This is a genomic window from Terrabacter sp. R4-6, assembly GCF_057529065.1.
In genome coordinates, this window is record NZ_CP197224.1 from 783,163 (window position 1) to 803,366 (window position 20,204).

General features: G+C 71.7%; 17 protein-coding genes. 6 read left to right on the forward strand and 11 right to left on the reverse strand.

From position 1 onward, the window contains the following. Positions 1 to 14: 14 nt before the first annotated feature. Both ACSSS0_RS03705 and ACSSS0_RS03710 read left to right on the forward strand, forming a co-directional pair. On the forward strand, positions 15 to 1,262 hold the full coding sequence (locus ACSSS0_RS03705) for a glycosyltransferase (RefSeq protein WP_487230105.1): 1,248 nt from the start codon (positions 15 to 17) through the stop codon (positions 1,260 to 1,262). Then, positions 1,259 to 1,969: a TetR/AcrR family transcriptional regulator gene (locus tag ACSSS0_RS03710; protein WP_487230106.1), complete on the forward strand. Its 711-nt coding sequence runs from the start codon at positions 1,259 to 1,261 to the stop codon at positions 1,967 to 1,969. The genes ACSSS0_RS03705 and ACSSS0_RS03710 overlap by 4 nt, the downstream gene beginning before the upstream one ends. A 3-nt stretch (positions 1,970 to 1,972) precedes the next feature. Here the strand turns inward: ACSSS0_RS03710 and ACSSS0_RS03715 are convergent, their stop codons facing one another. The 6 genes from ACSSS0_RS03715 to ligA form a co-directional block, all read right to left on the reverse strand. Next, positions 1,973 to 2,992, reverse strand: coding sequence for a branched-chain amino acid ABC transporter permease (locus ACSSS0_RS03715; RefSeq protein WP_487230107.1), 1,020 nt, complete (start codon positions 2,990 to 2,992; stop codon positions 1,973 to 1,975). Beyond that, a complete protein-coding gene (locus ACSSS0_RS03720; protein ID WP_487230108.1) occupies positions 2,989 to 3,858 on the reverse strand; it encodes a branched-chain amino acid ABC transporter permease in 870 nt (289 codons plus the stop codon). Before ACSSS0_RS03720 ends, ACSSS0_RS03715 begins: the two co-directional genes overlap by 4 nt. Before the next feature lie 119 nt (positions 3,859 to 3,977). Then, positions 3,978 to 5,222, reverse strand: a complete 1,245-nt coding sequence (locus ACSSS0_RS03725; RefSeq protein WP_487230109.1) for an ABC transporter substrate-binding protein — start codon at positions 5,220 to 5,222, stop codon at positions 3,978 to 3,980. Between the two features lie 132 nt (positions 5,223 to 5,354). Further along, positions 5,355 to 6,191, reverse strand: coding sequence for an ABC transporter ATP-binding protein (locus ACSSS0_RS03730; RefSeq protein ID WP_487230110.1), 837 nt, complete (start codon positions 6,189 to 6,191; stop codon positions 5,355 to 5,357). Then, positions 6,184 to 6,948, reverse strand: a complete 765-nt coding sequence (locus ACSSS0_RS03735) for an ABC transporter ATP-binding protein (RefSeq protein ID WP_487230111.1) — start codon at positions 6,946 to 6,948, stop codon at positions 6,184 to 6,186. Before ACSSS0_RS03735 ends, ACSSS0_RS03730 begins: the two co-directional genes overlap by 8 nt. Positions 6,949 to 7,205: 257 nt before the next feature. Then, positions 7,206 to 9,353 carry an NAD-dependent DNA ligase LigA gene (gene ligA, locus ACSSS0_RS03740; protein ID WP_487230112.1) on the reverse strand — a complete coding sequence of 716 codons (2,148 nt, stop codon included), beginning with the start codon at positions 9,351 to 9,353 and terminating at the stop codon, positions 7,206 to 7,208. A 136-nt stretch (positions 9,354 to 9,489) separates the two neighbouring features. Between ligA and ACSSS0_RS03745 the strand changes: the two genes are divergently transcribed. Both ACSSS0_RS03745 and ACSSS0_RS03750 read left to right on the forward strand, forming a co-directional pair. Continuing rightward, positions 9,490 to 11,001, forward strand: coding sequence for a long-chain-fatty-acid--CoA ligase (locus tag ACSSS0_RS03745; RefSeq protein WP_487230113.1), 1,512 nt, complete (start codon positions 9,490 to 9,492; stop codon positions 10,999 to 11,001). Between the two features lie 158 nt (positions 11,002 to 11,159). Continuing rightward, on the forward strand, positions 11,160 to 12,392 hold the full coding sequence (locus ACSSS0_RS03750; protein WP_487230114.1) for a L,D-transpeptidase: 1,233 nt from the start codon (positions 11,160 to 11,162) through the stop codon (positions 12,390 to 12,392). Between the two features lie 81 nt (positions 12,393 to 12,473). Here the strand turns inward: ACSSS0_RS03750 and ACSSS0_RS03755 are convergent, their stop codons facing one another. Both ACSSS0_RS03755 and ACSSS0_RS03760 read right to left on the reverse strand, forming a co-directional pair. Continuing rightward, positions 12,474 to 13,454, reverse strand: coding sequence for a uroporphyrinogen decarboxylase/cobalamine-independent methonine synthase family protein (locus tag ACSSS0_RS03755; RefSeq protein ID WP_487230115.1), 981 nt, complete (start codon positions 13,452 to 13,454; stop codon positions 12,474 to 12,476). 93 nt (positions 13,455 to 13,547) lie between these two features. Then, entirely contained in the window at positions 13,548 to 14,189 is a 642-nt protein-coding gene (locus ACSSS0_RS03760) for a hypothetical protein (RefSeq protein WP_487230116.1), read from the reverse strand. A gap of 158 nt (positions 14,190 to 14,347) precedes the next feature. Between ACSSS0_RS03760 and ACSSS0_RS03765 the strand changes: the two genes are divergently transcribed. Next, positions 14,348 to 15,235, forward strand: coding sequence for a GNAT family N-acetyltransferase (locus ACSSS0_RS03765; RefSeq protein WP_487230117.1), 888 nt, complete (start codon positions 14,348 to 14,350; stop codon positions 15,233 to 15,235). Here the strand turns inward: ACSSS0_RS03765 and ACSSS0_RS03770 are convergent. Genes ACSSS0_RS03770 through ACSSS0_RS03780 form a run of 3 tightly spaced genes read right to left on the reverse strand, consistent with a single transcriptional unit; the run spans position 15,210 to position 18,442 of the window. Then, positions 15,210 to 16,130: a GNAT family N-acetyltransferase gene (locus tag ACSSS0_RS03770; protein WP_487230118.1), complete on the reverse strand. Its 921-nt coding sequence runs from the start codon at positions 16,128 to 16,130 to the stop codon at positions 15,210 to 15,212. The genes ACSSS0_RS03765 and ACSSS0_RS03770 overlap by 26 nt on opposite strands. 18 nt (positions 16,131 to 16,148) lie before the next feature. Further along, positions 16,149 to 17,255, reverse strand: coding sequence for a tRNA 2-thiouridine(34) synthase MnmA (mnmA, locus tag ACSSS0_RS03775; RefSeq protein WP_487230119.1), 1,107 nt, complete (start codon positions 17,253 to 17,255; stop codon positions 16,149 to 16,151). Then, positions 17,252 to 18,442, reverse strand: a complete 1,191-nt coding sequence (locus tag ACSSS0_RS03780; protein WP_020142892.1) for a cysteine desulfurase family protein — start codon at positions 18,440 to 18,442, stop codon at positions 17,252 to 17,254. The genes mnmA and ACSSS0_RS03780 overlap by 4 nt, the downstream gene beginning before the upstream one ends. Before the next feature lie 188 nt (positions 18,443 to 18,630). On the opposite strand from ACSSS0_RS03780, the gene ACSSS0_RS03785 reads away from it, so the two are divergent. Beyond that, a complete protein-coding gene (locus ACSSS0_RS03785; RefSeq protein WP_487230120.1) occupies positions 18,631 to 20,148 on the forward strand; it encodes a S8 family serine peptidase in 1,518 nt (505 codons plus the stop codon). Positions 20,149 to 20,204: the final 56 nt, after the last annotated feature.

Below are 20,204 nucleotides of genomic sequence, written 5' to 3' on the forward strand. Positions count from 1 at the left end.
GCAAAGGAGTCGTCGTGAAGGTCCTCATGCTCGCCCCCGGCACCCGCGGCGACGTCGCTCCGGTGGCCGGACTCGCCCGGTCGTTCATCGCCGACGGCCATGAGGTGACCGTCGTCGCGGGCACGGAGTACGCCCCGCTCGTCCGGGAAGCAGGGTGCGCCCACGTCGGCTTCGACGCGCCGATGTCGCCGCCCGTCGCTCCGTCAGCCGACGGCGCCGAGAGTCGCCGCGGGTCAGGCGTGACCGCCTACCTCACGGTGCTGCGGGCCTACATGGACGCCGCCGCCACAGCCGCGCTGGCAGCCTCGCCCGGATCCGACGTGGTGCTGACGAACGCCATCTCGCCGTACGGGCACGACATCGCCGAGCACCTCGGGGTGCCCTCCGCGGCCGCGCTCCTCCAACCGGCCGAGCCGAGCGCGGCCTATCCGCCGATGATCGCCAGCTGGCGCGACCTGGGCCCCGCGAACCGGTGGGCAGGACGGGTCGCCGAGCGGGTGCGGACGCCCTACGACCCCGCCTGCGCCAGGGTGCGCTCCGAGCTCGGCATGCCCCCGGAGAGCCGCGCTCACGCCCAGCGGCGCCGGCGCACGGCAGGGCTTCCGGTGCACCACGGCATCAGCCGCGTCGTCCTGCCGCGCCCAAGCGACTGGCCGGATCGGCTCAGCCTCGACGGGTTCTGGTGGCCGCCCGCCACCACGGCCGACTGGGCACCGGATCAGGCGCTGGACGGGGCGCTGGCATCGGGACCACCGCCCGTCGTCGTCACTCTCGGCAGCCTCCCTCCGGGAGGCGCCGTCGCCGAGGCCGTCGCCGGGGCCGTGCGCCTGACGGGCCTGCGCGTCCTGCTCCAGGGCGACGCCCTCGAGCCCGTCGCGCGGCGGCTGGCGGACGAGGTGGGAGCGGACCACGTGCTCCACACCGGCGACGTGCCCCATGCCTGGCTGTTCCCGCGGGCGGCCGCGGTCGTGCACCAGGGCGGCGCGGGTGTCACGGCGGCCGCCCTGCGTGCCGGCGTGCCCTCGGTGACGCTGCCCATGCACACCGACCAGCCTTTCTGGGCGCGCCGCCTCGTGGCCCTCTCGGCGGGCACCGAGCCGGTCCCGATGAAGCGCGTGACTGCCGACGCCCTGGCATCGCGCATGACCGAGGCGGCAACGTCGGCGAGTCTGCGTGGTGGCGCGTCGAGGGTCAGCAACGCGCTCACGCACGAGGACGGCACCGCGCCACTGAGGGACTGGCTGCGGCGGATGGGCTCGTGACGCCGTCGGAAGCCGCCATCGACGCGACGGCGCCCCAGAGTCGCCCGGCCGGCGACGACGTCATCTGGATGCGGCCCGACCACTCCCCCGTGGGACGACCGGCCAGGCTGACCCGTGAGGCGCTGACGTCGGCCGCCGTGCGGGTCGGGGACGCGCACGGCCTGACCGCGGTGACAATGCGCACCGTCGCCGCGGAGCTCGGCACCGGTGGGGGCGCGCTCTACCGTCACGTCACGGGCCGCGACGAGCTGCTCGACCTCATGGTCGACCACGTCGCGGCCGAGTACCGCCTCGACCCGCCCTCGGGAGACTGGCTCACCGACCTCATCGACATCGCCGTGCAGGGCCTCGCCATCCACCGGCGCCACCACTGGCTCGGCGACGTGACAGGCACACCCGTCGTCGGCCCGCACGGACTCGCGCTGACCGAGCACGTGCTCACCGTGCTCGACCAGCATCCGTCCCCGGACGGCCGCAAGCTCGTCGCCTACGCGACGCTCAACGCCCTCACGACGGCGTACGCCCGGTCCCGCCACGGCGACCAGGACCCGGCGCGCGCTCGGGGCCAGGCGGCATACGTCGCCCGTCTCGTCAGCGAGGGACACCTCCCACACCTCGCGGCCCTGCGGCCCGAGGCAGCCGGCGAGCCCGACGACGTCTTCCGCGACATGGTCCGGCGCGTCCTTCGGGGACTGCTGGAGGACTGACGCTCAGTCGCGTCGTCTGCCGCGCCGCTCGAGGACGGAGCGACGCAGGACGTTGCGCGCGGTCCCCCAGATGCCGTGCCGGAAGAGCAGGACGATGACGACGAAGATCGTGCCGGTGATGAGGCCGATGCCCTCGAAACCCGAGCTCGCGAGGTAGTCCTCGAGCGTCACGACGACGCCGGCACCGACGAGGCCACCCCACAGCGTGCCGATGCCACCGAGGACCGTGATGAGCACGACCTTGCCCGACGTCGTCCACATCAGCTCCTGGAGCGACGCGAACTGGTGGCTCACCGCGAAGACGCCGCCGGCGAGGCCGGCCAGCCCGGCCGAGATGATGAACGCGGTGATCTTGTAGCGCTCGACGTCGTAGCCGAGGGCACGGGCGCGGGCGGGGTTGTCGCGCACCGCCGTCAGGACCCGGCCGAAGGGTGAGTTGACGACCCGCCAGGCGAGCAGGATCCCGACGAGGATCATCGCCGCGCCCACGTAGTAGAAGTAGAACGGGTCGGTCTCGACGGCCTCGATGCCGAAGAAGTTCCTCGGGATGCCCTGCAGGCCGTTCTCGCCGCCCGTGAGGTCACGGGCCTGGTTGGCGATGAAGTAGAGCATCTGGGCGAAGGCCAGGGTGACCATCGCGAAGTAGATGCCGGTGCGTCGGACCGAGAGGTAGCCGATCGGCCACGCGATGAGCATCGCGAAGACCGCACCGCCGATGACCGCGACCGGGAACGGCACGCCCCAGTGCGTCGCGATGAGGCCCGTGCAGTAGGCCGAGCCGCCCCAGAACGCGGCGTGGCCGAAGCTGAGCAGGCCCGTGAAGCCGAGGAGCAGGTCGACGCTGATCGCGAAGAGGCCCCAGCACAGGATGTCCATCGCGACGGGCGGGTAGATCCAGTACGGCAGCATCACGAGCACGGCGAGGCCGGCCAGGAGCATGACGTAGCGCAGCGGGTTGCGCCGCGACAGGATCGAGGGCTGGGCCAGGTCGACGTCGACCTTGGCGGTCATCTGCTCGCTCATGCGACCTCCTCCCGTCCGAAGAGCCCCGAGGGCCGGACGAGAACGACGAGCGCCATCAGCACGAAGATGACGATCTGGGCGTACGTGGGGGCGTAGGCGATGCCGTAGGCCTCGACGAGTCCGACGAGGAAGCCCGCGACCACCGCCCCGAGGATGGATCCGAGTCCGCCGATGACGACGACGGCGAAGAGGATGATGATGAAGTTGCTCCCCATCTCGGCGGTGATGGCGCGGGTCGGCGCGGCGAGCACACCGGCGAGACCCGCGAGCGCGATGCCGAAGCCGAAGACGGGCGTGACCCAGAGGCCGACGTTGATGCCGAGGGCCCGGGTGCGGTCGGGAGCCTCGGTCGCGGCGCGCACGATCATGCCGATCCGCGTCTTCGTCAGGAGCAGACCGACGGCGACGCACACGACGACGGAGAAGAGACAGGCGAAGATCGCATAGACCGAGAGGTTCACCGACCCGACCGAGACCTGGCCGCCGAGTCCGGCCGGCACCTGGTAGGGCAGCCCCGAGACGCCGTAGCGCTGCTTGACCGCCTCGACGATCACCAGGGTCAGGCCGAACGTGAGCAGGAAGTTGTAGAGCGGGTCGAGCTCGAGCAGCCAGCGCACGAGCAGTCGCTCCATGAGCACGCCGAAGCCGAACATGAGGACCGGCACGATGACGAGCGCCGCCCAGAAGCCGACGTTGAGCTCGGCGAGCAGCACGGCTGAGAGGACGGCGCCGAGCATGTAGCAGGCGCCGTGGGAGAAGTTGACGACCCCGAGGACGCCGAAGATGACGGCGAGGCCCAGCGCGGACAGGGCGTAGAAGCCGCCGGCGGCGAGCCCCTGGAGGGTGTACTGGATGAATTCGCTCATGTCTCTCGCTCGGTTCGCGGTCGATCGGGCTGGGTGCGGCTGCCTCGGCAGTCGCGCTGTGCCGTATGCCGTCCGGCGCGTCCTCGTGGACGCCACCGGACGGCATACTCCCCTGTGGATCAGCTCATCGAGCAGGCGGCGTTGGCCTCGCCGTACGCCTCGGCGGCCGGGATCGTCTTCTCGATGTCCTCGTAGTCCCACTCCTCCGGGGCGGAGGACTTGACCTTGGCGAGGTAGACGTCGTGGATGACGGCGTGGTCAGCCTTGCGGACCTCGCCGTTGCGCAGGAAGACGTCGTTGATCTTCTTGCCCTCGAGCTTGCCGACGATGGCGTCGGCGTCGTCGGTGCCGGCCTCCTGGACGGCCTCGAGGTAGTTCATCGCGGCCGAGTAGTTCGCGGCGTGGGCGAAGGACGGACGGGTGTTCGTCTTCTCCTTGAAGCGGTCGGCCCACTTCTTGTTCTCGGCGTCGAAGTTCCAGTACCAGGCGTCCGTGAACTGCGTGCCGGCGAACTGGTCGACACCGAGCGAGTGGATGTCGGTGATGAACATCAGGCCGACCGCGAGCTGGGACTTGCCCTTGAGCGAGCTCTGGTTGAACTGCTTGACGAAGTTGATGAGGTCGCCGCCGGCGTGCATCGAGCCGATGACCTTGGGGCTGCCCTCGCCGGCCTTGGTGATGAAGGTGGCGAAGTTGTCGCTCGGGAACGGCGAGGCGATCGACTGGCCGACGGTGCCGCCGTTCTTGGTGACCTCGGCGCTGAACGACTTGTTCATGTCCTGGCCGAAGGCGTAGTCGGGGTAGACGATGTTCCAGCTCGTCCCGCCCTCCTTGGTGATCGTGCCGGCGGTGCCACGGGCGAGGACGGCCGTGTTGTACGCCCAGTGGAAGGTGTACTTGTTGCAGCTCGCTCCGGTCAGCGCCGTCGTGCCAGCGCCGATGTTGATGTAGAGCTTCTTCTTGTTCTTGGCCTGCGTGGCGACGGCGAGCGCCGCGGCCGAATTCGGCACGTCGAGGATGATGTCGGCCTTCTGGCGGTCGTACATCTCCTGAGCCTTGGAGTTGGCGATGTCGGCCTTGTTCTGGTGGTCGGCCGTGACGACCTCGATGTCCTTGGCGACGGCCTTCTCGCCGTACTTGGCCTTGTAGTCCTCGATCGCCATCTCGATGGCGACCTTGCTGTTCGGACCGGACAGGTCCTTGTAGACCCCCGACTGGTCGTTGAGCAGGCCGATGACGACCTTGTCGTCGGTGAGCTTGCTCGAGCCGCCGGACTGGGGGCCGCCGGCCCCTCCGCACGCGGCGAGCGCGAGCGACGCGGTCGCCGCGATGGCGACGGTGCCCTGGACTGTCCTGCTACGCATGTCCCCTCCTGGGGTTGTGACGAGATGTGACGGGTGTGTGACGGGGTGGGGCGGTGTGACGGGATGACGCGAGGGCGTCGTGATGGTGGCGTGGTGCGCCCGGCGCGTGCTGTGGCCGGGCCGTGGCTCGGGCTACATCCCGAGGTAGGTGAGCAGCTCTCCCTCGCGGGCCCTGAAGTCGTCGTTGCCGAGGTGCTCGACGACCTTGCCCTGTGCGAGCAGGTAGTGCCGGTCCGCGACCGTCGAGGCGAACGTGACGTTCTGCTCGACGAGGAGGACGCCGACGCCCTGGCCCTTGATCTCGCGGATGATCTCGCCGATGCGCTGGACGATGACCGGGGCCAGCCCCTCGCTCGGCTCGTCGAGCAGCAGCAGCCGCGAGCCCATCCGCAGCACGCGGGCCATGGCGAGCATCTGCTGCTCGCCGCCGGACAGCTTGGTGCCGGGGAAGTCACGGCGCTCGTGGAGCACGGGGAAGAACTCGTAGACCCGCTCGAGGGGCCACGCGTCCGCGTGGACGACCGGCGGCAGCAGGAGGTTCTCGGCGACGGTGAGGCTCGCGTAGATGCCGCGGTCGTCGGGCACCCAGCCGATCCCGGCCCGGGCGCGGGCGTCGGCCGACCGCTGGGCGAGGTCGACCCCGTCGAGCGTGATCGTGCCCTCGATCTGCCGGTGCAGACCCATGACCGAGCGCAGCAGGGTGGTCTTGCCGGCGCCGTTGCGCCCCACGAGGGTCACGACCTCGCCGGGGGCCACGTCGATGCCGACGTCGGTGAGGACACGGGCCTCGCCGTACCAGGCGGAGAGCCCGGCCACCTCGAGCATGCGTGCCGCGCCGCGCTCGGCGGGTCCGGCCCCTGGGGTCACTGGGGACCCCAGGGTCGCCGGGCTCACCGGGCTCACCGGGGTCACCGCGCCGTCGGGGGCCGTGTGCTCCGTGGTCGTCGTGCCGGTCGTGTCGTCACTCATGGGCTGCTCCGAGGTATGCCGTGATGACCCGCTCGTCGGCGCGCACCTGCTCGTAGGGTCCCTCCGCGAGCACCTGCCCCGACTGGAGCACGGTGACGCGGTCGGCGAGCGATCCGACGACGTGCATGTTGTGGTCGACGAAGACGACGGTGCGGCCTTCGGCGAGCTGCTTGACGAGGGCGATGGTGCGGTCGACGTCCTCGATGCCCATGCCGGCGGTCGGCTCGTCAAGGAGCAGCAGCTTGGGGTCGAGGGCCATGGCGATCGCCAGCTCGAGCGCGCGCTTCTGGCCGTAGGCCAGAGACGAGGCCGGGGCTCCCGCACGGTCGGCGAGCCCGACCTGGTCGAGCAGCTCCATGGCGCGGTCCTTGAAGGTGGCCATGCGTGTGACCGAGCGCCACCACTGCTTGCCCATGCCGGTCGGGCTGGCCAGCGCGAGCTCGAGGTGCTCGCGCAGGGTCATCGCCTCGAAGAGGCTTGTGATCTGGAAGGAGCGTGCGATGCCGAGCGGCGCGATCTGCTCGGGGGCCCGGCCGGTGATGTCCTGGCCGTCGAAGAGCACGGTGCCGGACGTCGGGGACAGGAAGCCGGTGAGCAGGTTGAAGAGCGTGGTCTTGCCCGCTCCGTTGGGTCCGACGAGGGCGTGGACCGTGCCGCGGGTGACGGTCAGGTCGACCTCCGAGACGGCCCGGAAACCGCGGAACTCCTTGGTCAGGGCCCTGGTCTCGAGCAACGGGGTACCCGTCAAGACCTGCACCTCCTCGTGCGTCGCGCTCGTGTGAGCGAGGTGTCCGACCGTGCCGGTCGGGCGTGACCGGCGGGCGTGGACTCCTAAGTCTGGGAAACTTCGCCAAAGCCTAGGAGGGCGGCTCGCCGAAAGGACGGTGGGGACCCACACACCTGACACGGTTCTGTGGGCTCGCGACACATGAGCGCGTGGTCCGGTCGTGCCAGACCGACCGCCGCGCCGGGACTACCGGATCGCCCCGTCGCACGTGCCCTCGACGGGCACGGTCACTCGGGCGAGCCCGTCTCGAGGAGCCGGCGGAATCCGTCCTCGTCGAGGATCGTCAGGCCGAGCTCCTCGGCCTTGGCCGCCTTGGACCCGGCGTTGGCGCCGATGACGACGAAGTCGGTCTTCTTCGAGACCGAGCCGGAGGCCTTGCCACCGCGGCTGATGATGGCCTCCTTCGTCTCGTCGCGGGAGAAGCCCTCGAGCGAGCCGGTGACGACGACGGTCTTGCCCTCGAGCGTCCGCTCGACGGACTCGTCGACCTCGTCGGCCATCCGCACCCCGGCGTCGGCCCACTTGCGCACGATCTCCTGGTGCCAGTCGACCTCGAACCAGGCCGTGACGGCCTCGGCGATGACGCCGCCGACCCCCTCGGCCTGCGCGAGCTCCTCGGTCGACGCGGCGCGGATCGCGTCCATCGAGCCGAAGTGCGCGGCCAGCGCGCGCGCCGCGGTGGGTCCGACGTGCCGGATCGAGAGGGCCACGACGACCCGCCAGAGCGGCTGGCTCTTGGCCTTCTCGAGCTCGGCGAGCAGCTTGTCGCCACCGGCTGAGAGCACGCGCCCGTCGACGACGCTCTCGTCGGGGTCGCTCTTCTTCGCGGCCCGCGTGTAGAGCGGGACCCGTGCGAGCTTCTGGCGGGTGATGCCGTACTCCCCCGCGTGGGGGCTGCCGTCGGGTGGGGCGAAGAGGTCGCCCTCGTCGGTGATGATCCCCGACTCGAGCAGCGCGATGGAGCCCTCCCAGCCGAGCGCCTCGATGTCGAGCCCGCCACGGGCGGCGAGGGCGAAGACCCGCTCGCGCAGCTGGCTAGGGCACGACCGGGTGTTGGGGCAGCGGATGTCCTTGTCGCCCTCCTTCTCGGGGGCGAGGGGCGTGCCGCAGGCGGGGCACTCGCTCGGCATGACGAAGGCGCGCTCGGTGCCGTCGCGCAGGTCGACGACGGGACCGACGATCTCGGGGATGACGTCGCCCGCCTTGCGCAGCACGACGGTGTCGCCGATGAGCACGCCCTTGCGCTCGACCTCGTACGCGTTGTGGAGCGTCGCGTTCTCGACCGTGGACCCGGCGACGACGACGGGCTCCATGACGCCGTACGGGGTCACCCGGCCGGTGCGCCCGACGTTGACGCGGATGTCGAGGAGCCTGGTGTTGACCTCCTCGGGCGGGTACTTGAAGGCGATGGCCCAGCGCGGCGCCCGCGACGTGGCCCCGAGCTGGCGCTGCAGGGGCACCTCGTCGACCTTGACGACGATCCCGTCGATCTCGTGCGAGCGGTCGTGCCGGTGCTCCCCGTGGTAGGTCACGAACTCCTGCACCGCGGCGATGTCGGGCAGGACGCGCACCTCGTCGGACGTCGGCAGCCCCCAGGCGCGGAGGGCGGCATACCCCTCGCTCTGGCGCTCGATGTCGAAGCCGCGGCGCGCGCCGATGCCGTGCACGAGCATGCGCAGTGGCCGGGTGGCCGTGACCTTGGGGTCCTTCTGGCGCAGGGAGCCCGCGGCGGCGTTGCGTGGGTTGGCGAACGGTGCCTTGCCCGCCTCGACGAGGCCCGCGTTGAGATCGGCGAACGCCGCCGTCGGGAAGAACACCTCGCCGCGGATCTCGACGAGGTCTGGCACGTCGTCGCCCGCCAGACGCTCGGGGATGCCCTCGATGGTGCGCACGTTGTTGGTGACGTCCTCGCCGGTGCGGCCGTCACCGCGGGTCAGGGCACGCACGAGGCGCCCCTTCTCGTAGAGCAGGTTGATGGCCAGGCCGTCGATCTTCAGCTCCGTGAGGAAGTGGGCGCCGTCACCGACCTCGCGCTCGACGCGCTCGGCCCACGTCTGCAGCTCCTCGAAGGAGAAGGCGTTGTCGAGGCTGAGCATCCGCTCGACGTGGTCGACGGTCTCGAAGCCGGTCGCGAACGACGCGCCGCCGACGTTCTGCGTCGGGCTCTCGGGCGTGCGCAGCGACGGGTGCTCGTCCTCGATGGCGTTGAGCCGCCGGATCAGGGCGTCGTACTCGCCGTCACTGATGGTCGGCGCGTCCTTGACGTGGTAGGCGAACTGGGCCGCGGCGGCCTGCTCGGCGAGCTCGGCCCACTCCTGGTGGACCTCGGTCGGGACGTCGTCGGTGACGGGCGTGGGGCCGGTGCTCTCGCTCACGCGCTCATCCTGCCAGCCTGCTCCGACGGTCACCGACCGATGACGCTCCTCACGTGGCAGCGGGACTGTTCACGGGGCGACCCAGCAGTAACAATGGGCGCGAGCCCGAGCGCCCGCCCCCTGCGAAGGAGCAGAGATGACCAACCTCGCCGCCAACCTCACCGCCACCGCGGCCCGCGTCCCCGACAAGGTGGGCATCAAGCTCGACCAGATCGAGCTGTCGTGGTCGGCGCTGCACCGTGCGGCTGCGGCCGTCGCCGGGCAGCTGCGCGCGGCGGGACTCGAGCCCGGCGACCGCGTGTCACTCATCCTCCCCAACGTGCCGGCATACCCCGTCGCCTTCTACGGCACCCTGCTCGCCGGCGGCGTGGTCGTGCCGATGAACCCGCTGCTCAAGTCCGGCGAGATCCAGTACTTCTACGAGGACAGCGGCGCCCGCTTCAGCTTCGTGTGGCCCGACTTCGCCGACGAGGCCGGCAAGGCGGCCGCCGAGACCGGGACCCGCCTCGTCGTGTGCGGCCCGATGGGTCCGGCCGAGGGTCAGTTCGACGCGTCCGAGACGGCCGGCGCGCCGGTGCTCGAGCCGGTCGAGCGCGCCGACGACGACACCGCGGTGATCCTCTACACGAGCGGGACCACCGGCAAGCCCAAAGGCGCCGAGCTGACGCACTTCAACCTCCACCGCAACGCCGAGCGCTCCGCCACCGACATCATGCAGATCACCGAGGACGACGTGATCATGGGCTGCCTGCCCCTCTTCCACGTCTTCGGCCTCACGTGCGGCCTCAACACCTCGGTCCAGCGCGGGTGCACCCTGACGCTCATCCCCCGCTTCGACCCGGCCAAGGCCATCGAGGTCCTCGGGCGCGACCACGTGACGATCTTCCAGGGCGTCCCGACGATGTATGCCGCGATCCTCAACCACCCGAACGCCGACCAGGCCGACACGAGCAGCCTGCGCACGTGCGCCTCGGGCGGCTCGGCGATGCCCGAGGCCGTCATGAAGGCTTTCGAGGAGAAGTTCCACTGTCAGATCCTCGAGGGCTACGGCCTGTCCGAGACCTCGCCCGTCGCCTCGTTCAACATGCCCGACAAGCCGACGAAGCCGGGCACGATCGGCCGGGCCATCCCGGGCTGCGAGATGAAGCTCGTCGACCTCGAGGGCAACGACACCCCCGCCGGCGAGATCGGCGAGATCGCGATCCGCGGCGATAACATCATGAAGGGCTACTGGAACCGGCCCGAGGCCACGAAGGAGGCCATCCCCGACGGGTGGTTCCGCTCCGGCGACCTCGCCACCGTCGACGACGAGGGCTACTACACGATCGTCGACCGCAAGAAGGACATGATCATCCGCGGCGGCATGAACGTCTACCCGCGCGAGGTGGAGGAGGTGCTCTACACCCACCCGGACGTGCTTGAGGCCGCGGTCGTGGGCGTGCCCGACGACCTCATGGGCGAGGAGGTCGGTGCCGCCGTCGTGCTGCGCCCCGGCACGACGACGACCCTCGAGGACGTGCAGAGCTACGTCAAGGAGCGCCTGGCGGCCTACAAGTACCCCCGCCGCATCTGGTCGCTCGACGAGCTGCCGAAGGGGCCGACGGGCAAGATCCTGCGTCGCGAGGTGCGCCCCCAGAACGTCTCCTGACGCCGCCGTGCGCCGCTGCGACACGCGAGGTTTGGACTCGCCGTACGTTTTGGAGTATTGACCCGAATCGGTGACACTGGAGCAGGGTCACTATCGACGTGCCGCACCCCGTCCCGCCCTGGGCCGCCCGGCGTCACGTCTGCGAAGGGTATTCACGCGTGAAGTTGAGCATCCGTTCCGCCGCAGTCTCGGGGATGGCCGTCCTGGCCATGCTCGGCGTCACGGCCTGCAATGCAACCGCCACGGCCGACAACGGCAAGCCCGCGAGCTCCTCGTCGGCCCCGTCCGACGAGACGTCGTCGCCGGCTCCCACGCCGACCACCGACCCGGTGGTCTTCAAGACGAACCCGGACGACGACTCCGAGGACGTCTCGGTCGACACGCGGGTCACCGCCTCGGCCGAGAAGGGGACCCTCAAGAAGGCCTCGCTCTCGTACAAGAGCAAGAAGGGCAACCGCGTCCCGGTCGACGGCACCCTCGAGGGCGGCACGTGGACCGCGGGCGACCTGCTCGAGCCCGGCGTCAAGTACACCCTCGACCTCGAGGCCGAGGACGCCGACGGCAAGACCACCGAGTCGACACAGACCTTCCGCACCGCGAACCTCACGCTCGACGACCAGATCTACGTCGCCGTCTCCCCGCGTGACGGCGGCACCGTCGGCATCGGCATGCCGGTCGTCGTCCGCTTCGACCTGCCGGTCGTCGACAAGGCCGCCTTCGAGAAGCACATGAAGGTGACCTCGACCCCGGCCCAGGCCGGGTCCTGGTACTGGCTGAGCTCGCGCGAGGCGCACTGGCGTCCCAAGACGTACTGGAAGGCCGGCACCAAGGTGCACGTCGAGGCCGACCTCAACGGCGTGCCCGCCGGCGGCAACCGCTACGGCCAGATGAGCCGGACCTCCGACTTCACCGTCGGCCGCGCCGTCGTCGCCAAGGTCAACCTCAAGACCCACCAGATGGACGTCTTCATCAACGGCAAGTGGGCCCGGCGCATCCCGGTCACCGGTGGCCAGCCCGGCTTCATCACCCGCTCGGGCGTCAAGGTCATCATGGACAAGCAGACCAACATCACGATGCGCGCCGAGACCATCGGCCTCAAGAAGGGCGACACGGGCTACTACGAGGACACGCCGGTCAAGTACGCCATGCGCGTCACGAACTCCGGCGAGTTCCTGCACACCGCTCCGTGGTCGGTGGCCGACCAGGGCCACCGCAACGTCAGCCACGGGTGCACCGGCATGAGCGACGCCAACGGCAAGTGGCTCTACAGCCAGATGCAGATCGGCGACGTCGTCGAGACGACGGGCACCAGCCGTCCGATGACGATGGGCAACGGCTACGCCGACTGGAACCTCAGCTGGGCCAAGTGGACGTCGGGCTCCGCGCTCTGACCTGATCCACGAAGACTCACTGAGACTCACGAGGCCGGTCACCCTTCGGGGTGGCCGGCCTCTGGCGTGCTCGGGAGCCGCTCAGCCGGCGCTGCGCTCCTCGAGCTCGCGGGCGGTCTCCACGGCCGCCTGCTGCACGGCCCTCGCGACATCGGGTGAGACCGTGGCCAGGCCGCAGGCCGGCGTCACGCTGACGTCCGCGAGCGCACGGAGCGGCAGGCCGGTCCGTGTCCAGGCCTCGACGACGTCGGCAGCCAGGTCCTGCGGTCGCGTCCGGCTCCCGTCGGTGGGCACGACGCCGGCATGGAGGCGTATGCCGTCCTCCACCGCGACCGCGACCCCCTCCCACTCGCGGGGGCGCAGCAGGGAGGTGTCGAGCGACAGCGCGCTCGGACGGGTGGCGCGCAGCAGGGGCAGCGGCGGGTTCGCCGCACAGCAGTGCACGACCGTCTCGCCGTCGTGTGCCCGGAGCACCGTCGTCAGACCGGCCGCGGCCACCTGGGGGTCGAGGCTCGGCAGACGGCCGAATCCCGACGAGGTCGGCAGCCGGCCGGCGAGCACGGTGGGCAGGCTGGGCTCGTCCACCTGGAGCACGACCTGCGCACCGGGGACGAGGCTGCGCACGGCGGCCACGTGGAGGCGTACGCCCTCGGCGAGCGACTCGACGAGGTCACGGCTGGCGCCCTCGTCGACGATGACGCGCTCGCCGCGCGAGAGCCACACGTTGGCGGCGAGGGTCCACGGTCCGACGACCTGGAGCTTGAGCGGCCCGGTGTGCCCGTCGAAGGCCTCGGCGAGCTCGTCGAGGTCCTCGCGGAGCATCGCCGCCGTGCGCGACGCGTCACGTCCCGGGCGGTCGACGAGGCGCCAGCCGATGGGCTGGAGATCGACGGGCAGCTCGACGAGCAGGCCCGCCGTGCGCCCGACCATGTCGGCGCCCGGGCCTCGTGCCGGCAGCTCGGGCAGGTAGGGCACGTGGCCGTCGAGGATCTCGCGCACCTGCCGCACCGCGTCGCGCACCGAGGTGCCGGGCCAGGAGCCGATGCCGGTAGCGAGAGTCACCGCGCCAGCCTAGGCGGACGGCTGGCGGCGCGGGCCGGGGCCCTCGGCACGACGGGCCGGGGGCCCTCGGCGCGACGGGTCGCACTCCTCGCCCTACTGGTCGACCGCGTTGCTCCCGGCAGGCTCGAAGATCAACGGGTAGTCGGCTCCCACTGCGGCGGCGACCTGCGCGCGCACCTGGGCGACGTCGTCGCCACGCTGCAGCGAGATGTCCTCGGCCGTGCTCCGGGTCGGCGTGACCATGAGCAGCAGGCCGCCGGTGAACTCACGGGGACCCCAACCGTGCAGGCGCGGCTCGGTGGACTGCAGGTGGGCGAGCGCATCCATGGCGGCCAGCTGCTCGGTGAGGGAGTGCGGCACCTCGGCGACGTGGACGAGGCCGGGATGTCGGCGCGCCAGGGCCTCGGCCTGCGTGCGCGCGTCGCCCCGGGCCGGGGACAGGTAGATCTCGGAGCCCGACCCGTCGGAGCACACCGCGGTCCCGGTCGCCTCGTCAGGGTGGGCCGACGCGCTGGCGTGCAGCTCCTCACCGACGGCGGCCGCCTCGGCACTCATCATGAAGCCACCCTGCCACCGCGGCGTGAGGTGGGCGTCGAGCCGGAGGCAGGAGGCCTGGCTTGCGACGTCGGTCGGTGCCGCGAGCGCCGGGTCGGCGGGACTCCCGCACCCGGACGAGGCGACCACCACGCCGACACACGCGACGAGTGCCGCGACCCTCCCCCGTGCACGTCCCATCGACACAGTGTGCAGGCCACCCCGCCGCCCGCGGTCGCATCGCGACACCGATGTGGTCACGGCTCGGCCACGGCTCGGCCACAGCTCTGCCGGCCCGACAGGTCGGTCGGCGCCGCGGCGCCGGCGGGAACGTCGGTCGAGGCAGTACCGTGGCGCGGGTGCAGCGCCGCGACTTCTCCGGACCCGCTGACCTGCGGGCGATGCAGCACCTCGCCTCTCGGCTGTGGTCGCCGTCGAGCCGCTTCCATCCCGGTCAGCTGGCGTGGAGCCGCTACTACCGGCCGGTCGACCCCATGGGTCTGGACGACGGCGAGGCCATCGCCCTCTGGACCGACGGCGGCGAGGTGGTCGGCTTCGGCTGGGCCGAGGGTCCGGACTGGCTCGAGCTCCAGGTCGACCCCACGCGGCCCGACGTCGCCGCGGAGGTCATCGACTGGTTCGAGGAGGTGAGCGACGCCGAGATGCAGTCGGCACTCGTCATGGAGGGGGATGTGGCCGAACAGGCCCTCGCCGCAGCAGGATTCGAGCCGCAGCCGGACGAGCCCTTCTTCACGCACCACCTGCTCGACCTCGTCGACCTCCCTCCGGCACCAACCGTGCCGGGCTACCGCTTCCGCCACGTCGAGCCGCACGAGGCCCGCTCGCGCGCGGCGGTCCACGCTGCCTCGTGGTCCGACTTCGGGCCCTCGAAGGTCGACGAGCGGGCCTACGAGCAGGTCATGGCCGCGTGGCCCTACCGCCACGACCTCGACTGGGTCGCCGTCGACGCCGACGGCACCATGGTGGCCTCGGCGCTCGTGTGGCTCGACCCGGCCCAGGGTGCGGGTCTCGTCGAGCCGGTCGGGTGCGCGCCCGAGCACCGCGGACGTGGGCTCGCCCGCGCCGTCACGCTCGCCGCCCTGCACCGGCTGGCCGAGGTGGGCGGCGTCGTCGCACAGGTGAGCCCGCGCGGTGACGACGGCTATCCGGGTCCGCAGCGCCTCTACCGCGCGATGGGCTTCCGCCCGCGTGCCCGCACCGTCACGTGGACCCGTTCGCTGGACTGAGCTCCACCCGCATCTCGTGCTGCGCGAGCTCCGCTCCCAGGCCCACCGCTTCGAGCGCGGCCACGAGCGGTGAGCCCTCGGGCTCGTTGACGAGCCGGCACGTCGCCCCGGCGTACTCCCGCGCCAGGGCCGCGGCCAGCCGACGTGCGGCCGTGTCGTCGCGGGCGGCCGCGGCCAGCACCGCGACGCACCCCGGTGACGGTCGCAGCAGGAGTATGCCGTCCGCCTCGTCGCGCGCCCGCGGCGCCGTCCCGCTCCCCGTCCCGGTCGACAGGACGAGGAGCGCCGGATCGAGGACCAGGTGAGCCGGTTCCCGGCCCCACGGTGCCCGCAAGCCGCCCGTGACCGCGGCCATCCCGCGGACACACGCCTCGTCGTCCGTGGCGCGAGACGTGCGAGCCCAACCCGGATCGCCGGGCCGGGTCGGTGTCGGTGTCGCCTCCAGCCGGCCCGAGAGCACGAGCAGCCGGCGGCGCACCGTGAAGCCGGCGCGCTCGTAGACGCGCCTCGCCCAGTTCTGCGTCAGCACCTCGAGGCCCACGGACCGCACGCCGGACCGCCGCGCGACGTCGAGCTGCTCGTCGATGAGTCGGCCGGCGACACCCTGCCCGCGGTGGGTCGCGGCGACACCGAAGCCACCGATCCAGCCACGCTCCCCCGGCTCGTCCTCGGCGGCGCCCGGAGGACGAGCACCCAAGAGCGAGAGGGCGACCGGTCGACCGCCGTCGAGCAGGACGACGGACCGGAGGAGGTCGATCGACCCTGCCTCGACGTGCGCCCGCAGTCTCGTGGCGTCACGGGACACGTCGACGAAGTATCCGGCATACGCGGCGTTCCACGCCTCGACGAGCACATCGGTGGTCACCGTCGACGCGGCGACACTCTCGATCGACATCGTGGGGACTCGCTCGGGTCAGTCGACGGAGGCGCGCTCGAGCCGGGACGCGGCGATGGTGGCCGAGCCGACGACGCGCGTCCCCTCGTAGAGCACGACAGACTGTCCCGGGGCCACACCCCGCACCCGGCCCTCGAGCCGCACCTCGACGCGGTCACCATCGGCCCACGCCGTCGCCGCGTACTCCTCGCCGTGCGCGCGCACCTGCGCGCCGACGTGCACGACGCCCTCGGGCGCCGGGCCGCACCACCGGGCGTGGTCGCCGGTGATCGCGTTGACGCCCAGCAGGTCGGCGGCGCCGACGACCACCTGGTTGGTCTCGGGACGCACCTCGACGACGTAGCGCGGCTCGCCGTCGGCGGCGGGACGCGAGAGCCCGAGCCCACGCCGCTGCCCGACCGTGTAGGCGAAGGCTCCAGCGTGGTGCCCGACGACCTCACCGGACGTGTCGACGATGTCTCCGGGGGCCTCGCCGAGCTCGCGCGTCAGCCAGCCGCGGGTGTCGCCGTCGGCGATGAAGCAGATGTCGTGGCTGTCGGGCTTCTTGGCGATGAAGAAGCCGCGCTCGGCCGCCTCCTCGCGGATGTGCGGCTTCGTCGTGTCCCCGAGCGGGAAGAACGACCGGGCCAGCTGGTCGGCGTCGAGGACGCCGAGGACGTAGCTCTGGTCCTTCGCCGCGTCGACGGCGCGGTGCAGCTCGCGCCGCACTCCCCCGTGCCCGTCCTCGGCCTCGACGACCTGGGCGTAGTGGCCCGTCGCGACCGCGTCGAAGCCGAGCGCCAGGGCCTTGTCGAGCAGCGCGGCGAACTTGATCTTCTCGTTGCAGCGCAGGCACGGGTTGGGCGTGCGCCCGGCGGCGTACTCGGCGCGGAAGTCGTCGACGACGTCGCGCTTGAAGCGGGCCGCCATGTCCCAGACGTAGAAGGGGATCCCGAGCACGTCGGCCACCCGACGCGCGTCTCCGGCGTCCTCGATGGTGCAGCAGCCGCGCGCCGACTCGCGCAGCGTCGCCGCGCTCTGGCTCAGGGCGAGGTGGACGCCGACGACCTCGTGGCCGGCGTCGAGCATGCGGGCGGCCGCGACCGCCGAGTCGACGCCACCGCTCATCGCCGCCACGACCCTCACGACGCGGTCGCCTCCCGCGCGCGGCGCGCACGCTCGATGGCAGCGGGCAGCGCGTCGACGAACGTGTCGACGTCGGCCTGGGTCGAGGTGTGCCCGAGCGTCAGGCGCAGAGCGCCCCGGGCGTCGCTCTCGGCAACCCCCATCGCGAGCAGCACGTGGCTGGGCTGCGGCACGCCGGCCTGGCACGCCGAACCCGTCGAGCAGGAGACGCCGGCAGCGTCGAGCAGGTAGAGCAGGGAGTCACCGTCGCACCCGGGCACGAGCAGGTGCACGTTGCCGGGGAGCCGGCTCACGCCGTCGCCGCGGTGCCAGACGCCGGACGGCCTGATGTCAGGGGAGATCGCCATGGCGCGCTCGATGAGGTCGTCGCGCAGGGCGACGAGCCGGGCCGACTCGGCCTCGATCGAGGCCGTGGCCTCGGTGAGCGCGGTGGCGAAGCCGACGATGGCCGGGGTGTCGAGGGTGCCGGAGCGCACCTGCCGCTCCTGTCCGCCACCGTGCGTCAGCGGGACGAGCCTCGCGTCACGACGCAGCACGAGGGCGCCGACGCCGATGGGGCCGCCGAGCTTGTGCGCGGTCACCGACATGAGGTCGGCGCCGCTCGCCTCGAAGTCGACGGCCACGTGCCCGGCCGCCTGCACGGCGTCGGTGTGGAACGGCACCCCGAACTCGTGCGCCACGTCGGCGATGGCACGGACGTCCTGGACGGCCCCGACCTCGTTGTTGGCCCACATCACCGAGACGAGGGCGACCGAGTCGGGGTCGGACTCGATGGCGGCGCGCACGGTCGCGGGCTCGACGACCCCGTCGGGGGTGCACTCGAGCCAGGTGACCTTGGCGCCCTCGTGCGCGACGAGGAAGTCGACGCAGTCGAGCACGGCGTGGTGCTCCGTCGCGCCGACGAGGAGGCGGACGCGAGCAGGGTCGCGGTCTCGGCGAGCCCAGTAGGTGCCCTTGACGGCGAGGTTGTCCGACTCCGTGCCGCCCGAGGTGAAGACGATCTCTGAGGGTCGCGCACCGAGGCAGCGGGCGATCCGCTCGCGCGACTCCTCGACGGCCCGGCGAGCGGCGCGACCCGTGCGGTGCAGGGACGAGGCGTTGCCCACGACCGCCAGCTGCTCCGTCATCGCCGCGAGGGCGGCGGGGAGCATCGGCGTGGTCGCCGCATGGTCGAGATAGGCAGTCACCCACCGATTCTAGGACGCCCGGGCACCCCCGCCGGACGGGCGCGGGACGAGGCGTCCACCCACCCCGTGGGCGATGGCGTATGCCGTCCGGTCGGCTACCCGTGCGTAACCTCACACCGTGCCCCCTCGTTGGCCAGTCACGTCGCCACCCTCCACTGACGTGGGGTGGCCCAGCAGAGAGGGATCTCATGCGATTGACCGCCTCACGCCGCCTCCGTCTCGGAGCGGTCACCCTGGCAGCAGCCACCGCCCTGACCTCGGCCACCGTGGCCGCCGCCGCGCCGGCCTCGTCCGGCCCGCAGTCGGCGCCTTCCGCAGCCGCTGCCGGCCTGCTGGGTGCCGGCCAGGCTCGCGCCCCGCTGTCGACGTGGCTCGCGCAGCACTGGTCGAGCCTGTCGGCCGTGACACCGACGACCGTGCTCGTCCACGCCGCAGACATCGGGACCGCACGCCGGGCCGCGACCGCGTCGGGGCTCACGGTCCGTGACACCTACGACAAGATCGGCGTCGTCGTCGCGGCCGGCCTGCCCGTGCAGATCGACGCCGTGCGCTCGATCCCCGGCGTCACCTACGTCGAAGGCAACCAGCCCATCGACATGTTCCTGTCGACCTCCAACACCGCCACCCGCGGCTCCGAGGCGCGAACGACGCTGACGGGGGCGAATGGCAGGGCCCTCGACGGCTCCGGCGTCAGCGTGGCCGTCATCGACTCGGGCGTCGACCCGATGCACCCGTTCCTCAAGAACGCCGACGGCACGTCGGCCGTCGTGAAGAACCTCAAGATGGTGTGCGAGCCGCTCGAGCTGCTCCCCTGCCAGCCCGTCGATGCGGGCAGCCTCGACACCGACCTGCTGGCCGCGGGCGGCCACGGCATGCACGTCTCCGGCATCGTCGCCGGACGCGACGTGACCCTGTCGGACGGCACGAAGATGCACGGCGCCGCGCCCGGCGCGAGCATCGTCAGCCTGGGCACCGGCGCCGTGCTGCTCATCGTCGGCGCCGACTCGGCGCTCAACTGGGTCCTCGAGCACCACGCCGCACCCTGCGGTGCCGGGGTGCCGGTGAGCACGTGCCCGCCCATCAAGGTGACGAGCAACTCCTACGGACCCTCGGGCGGCGGCGAGTTCGACCCGAACTCCGCGACGGTCAAGCTCCAGCGGGCGCTCGTCGCCGAGGGCGTCGTATCGGTCTGGGCCAACGGCAACGACGGCGGAGACGGCTCCGCGAACCTCTCCAACCCTCCCGGCCAGGACCCGACGGGCGGCATCATCTCCGTCGCGTCGTACAACGACCAGGACACCGGCACCCGCAGCGGCACGGTGAGCGACTTCAGCTCGCGCGGCCGCGCCGGGCAGTTCGGCACCTACCCCGACATCTCGGCTCCGGGTGAGGGCATCACCTCCTCGTGCCGCATCTACCTGCCCATCTGCACGACGGGCGGCGACCCGCGCGACAACGGCGACTACAACACCATCAGCGGCACGTCGATGGCGACGCCGCACATCTCCGGCATCGTCGCCCAGCTCTTCCAGGCCAACCCGAGCGCGACACCGGCCGAGGTCGAGGCCGCCATCAAGGCCACCGCCTGGAAGTACTCCGACGGAGCCGCCTACGTCAGCGACCCGGCCGGCAACGGCACGACGTCGTTCGACAAGGGGCACGGCCTCGTCGACGTCGTCGCGGCGGCCACGGCGATCCGCCCCTGACGGCTGGTCCCACCCAGCACGAACGCAGTACGAACCCAGCACCACACGCGTCCCTC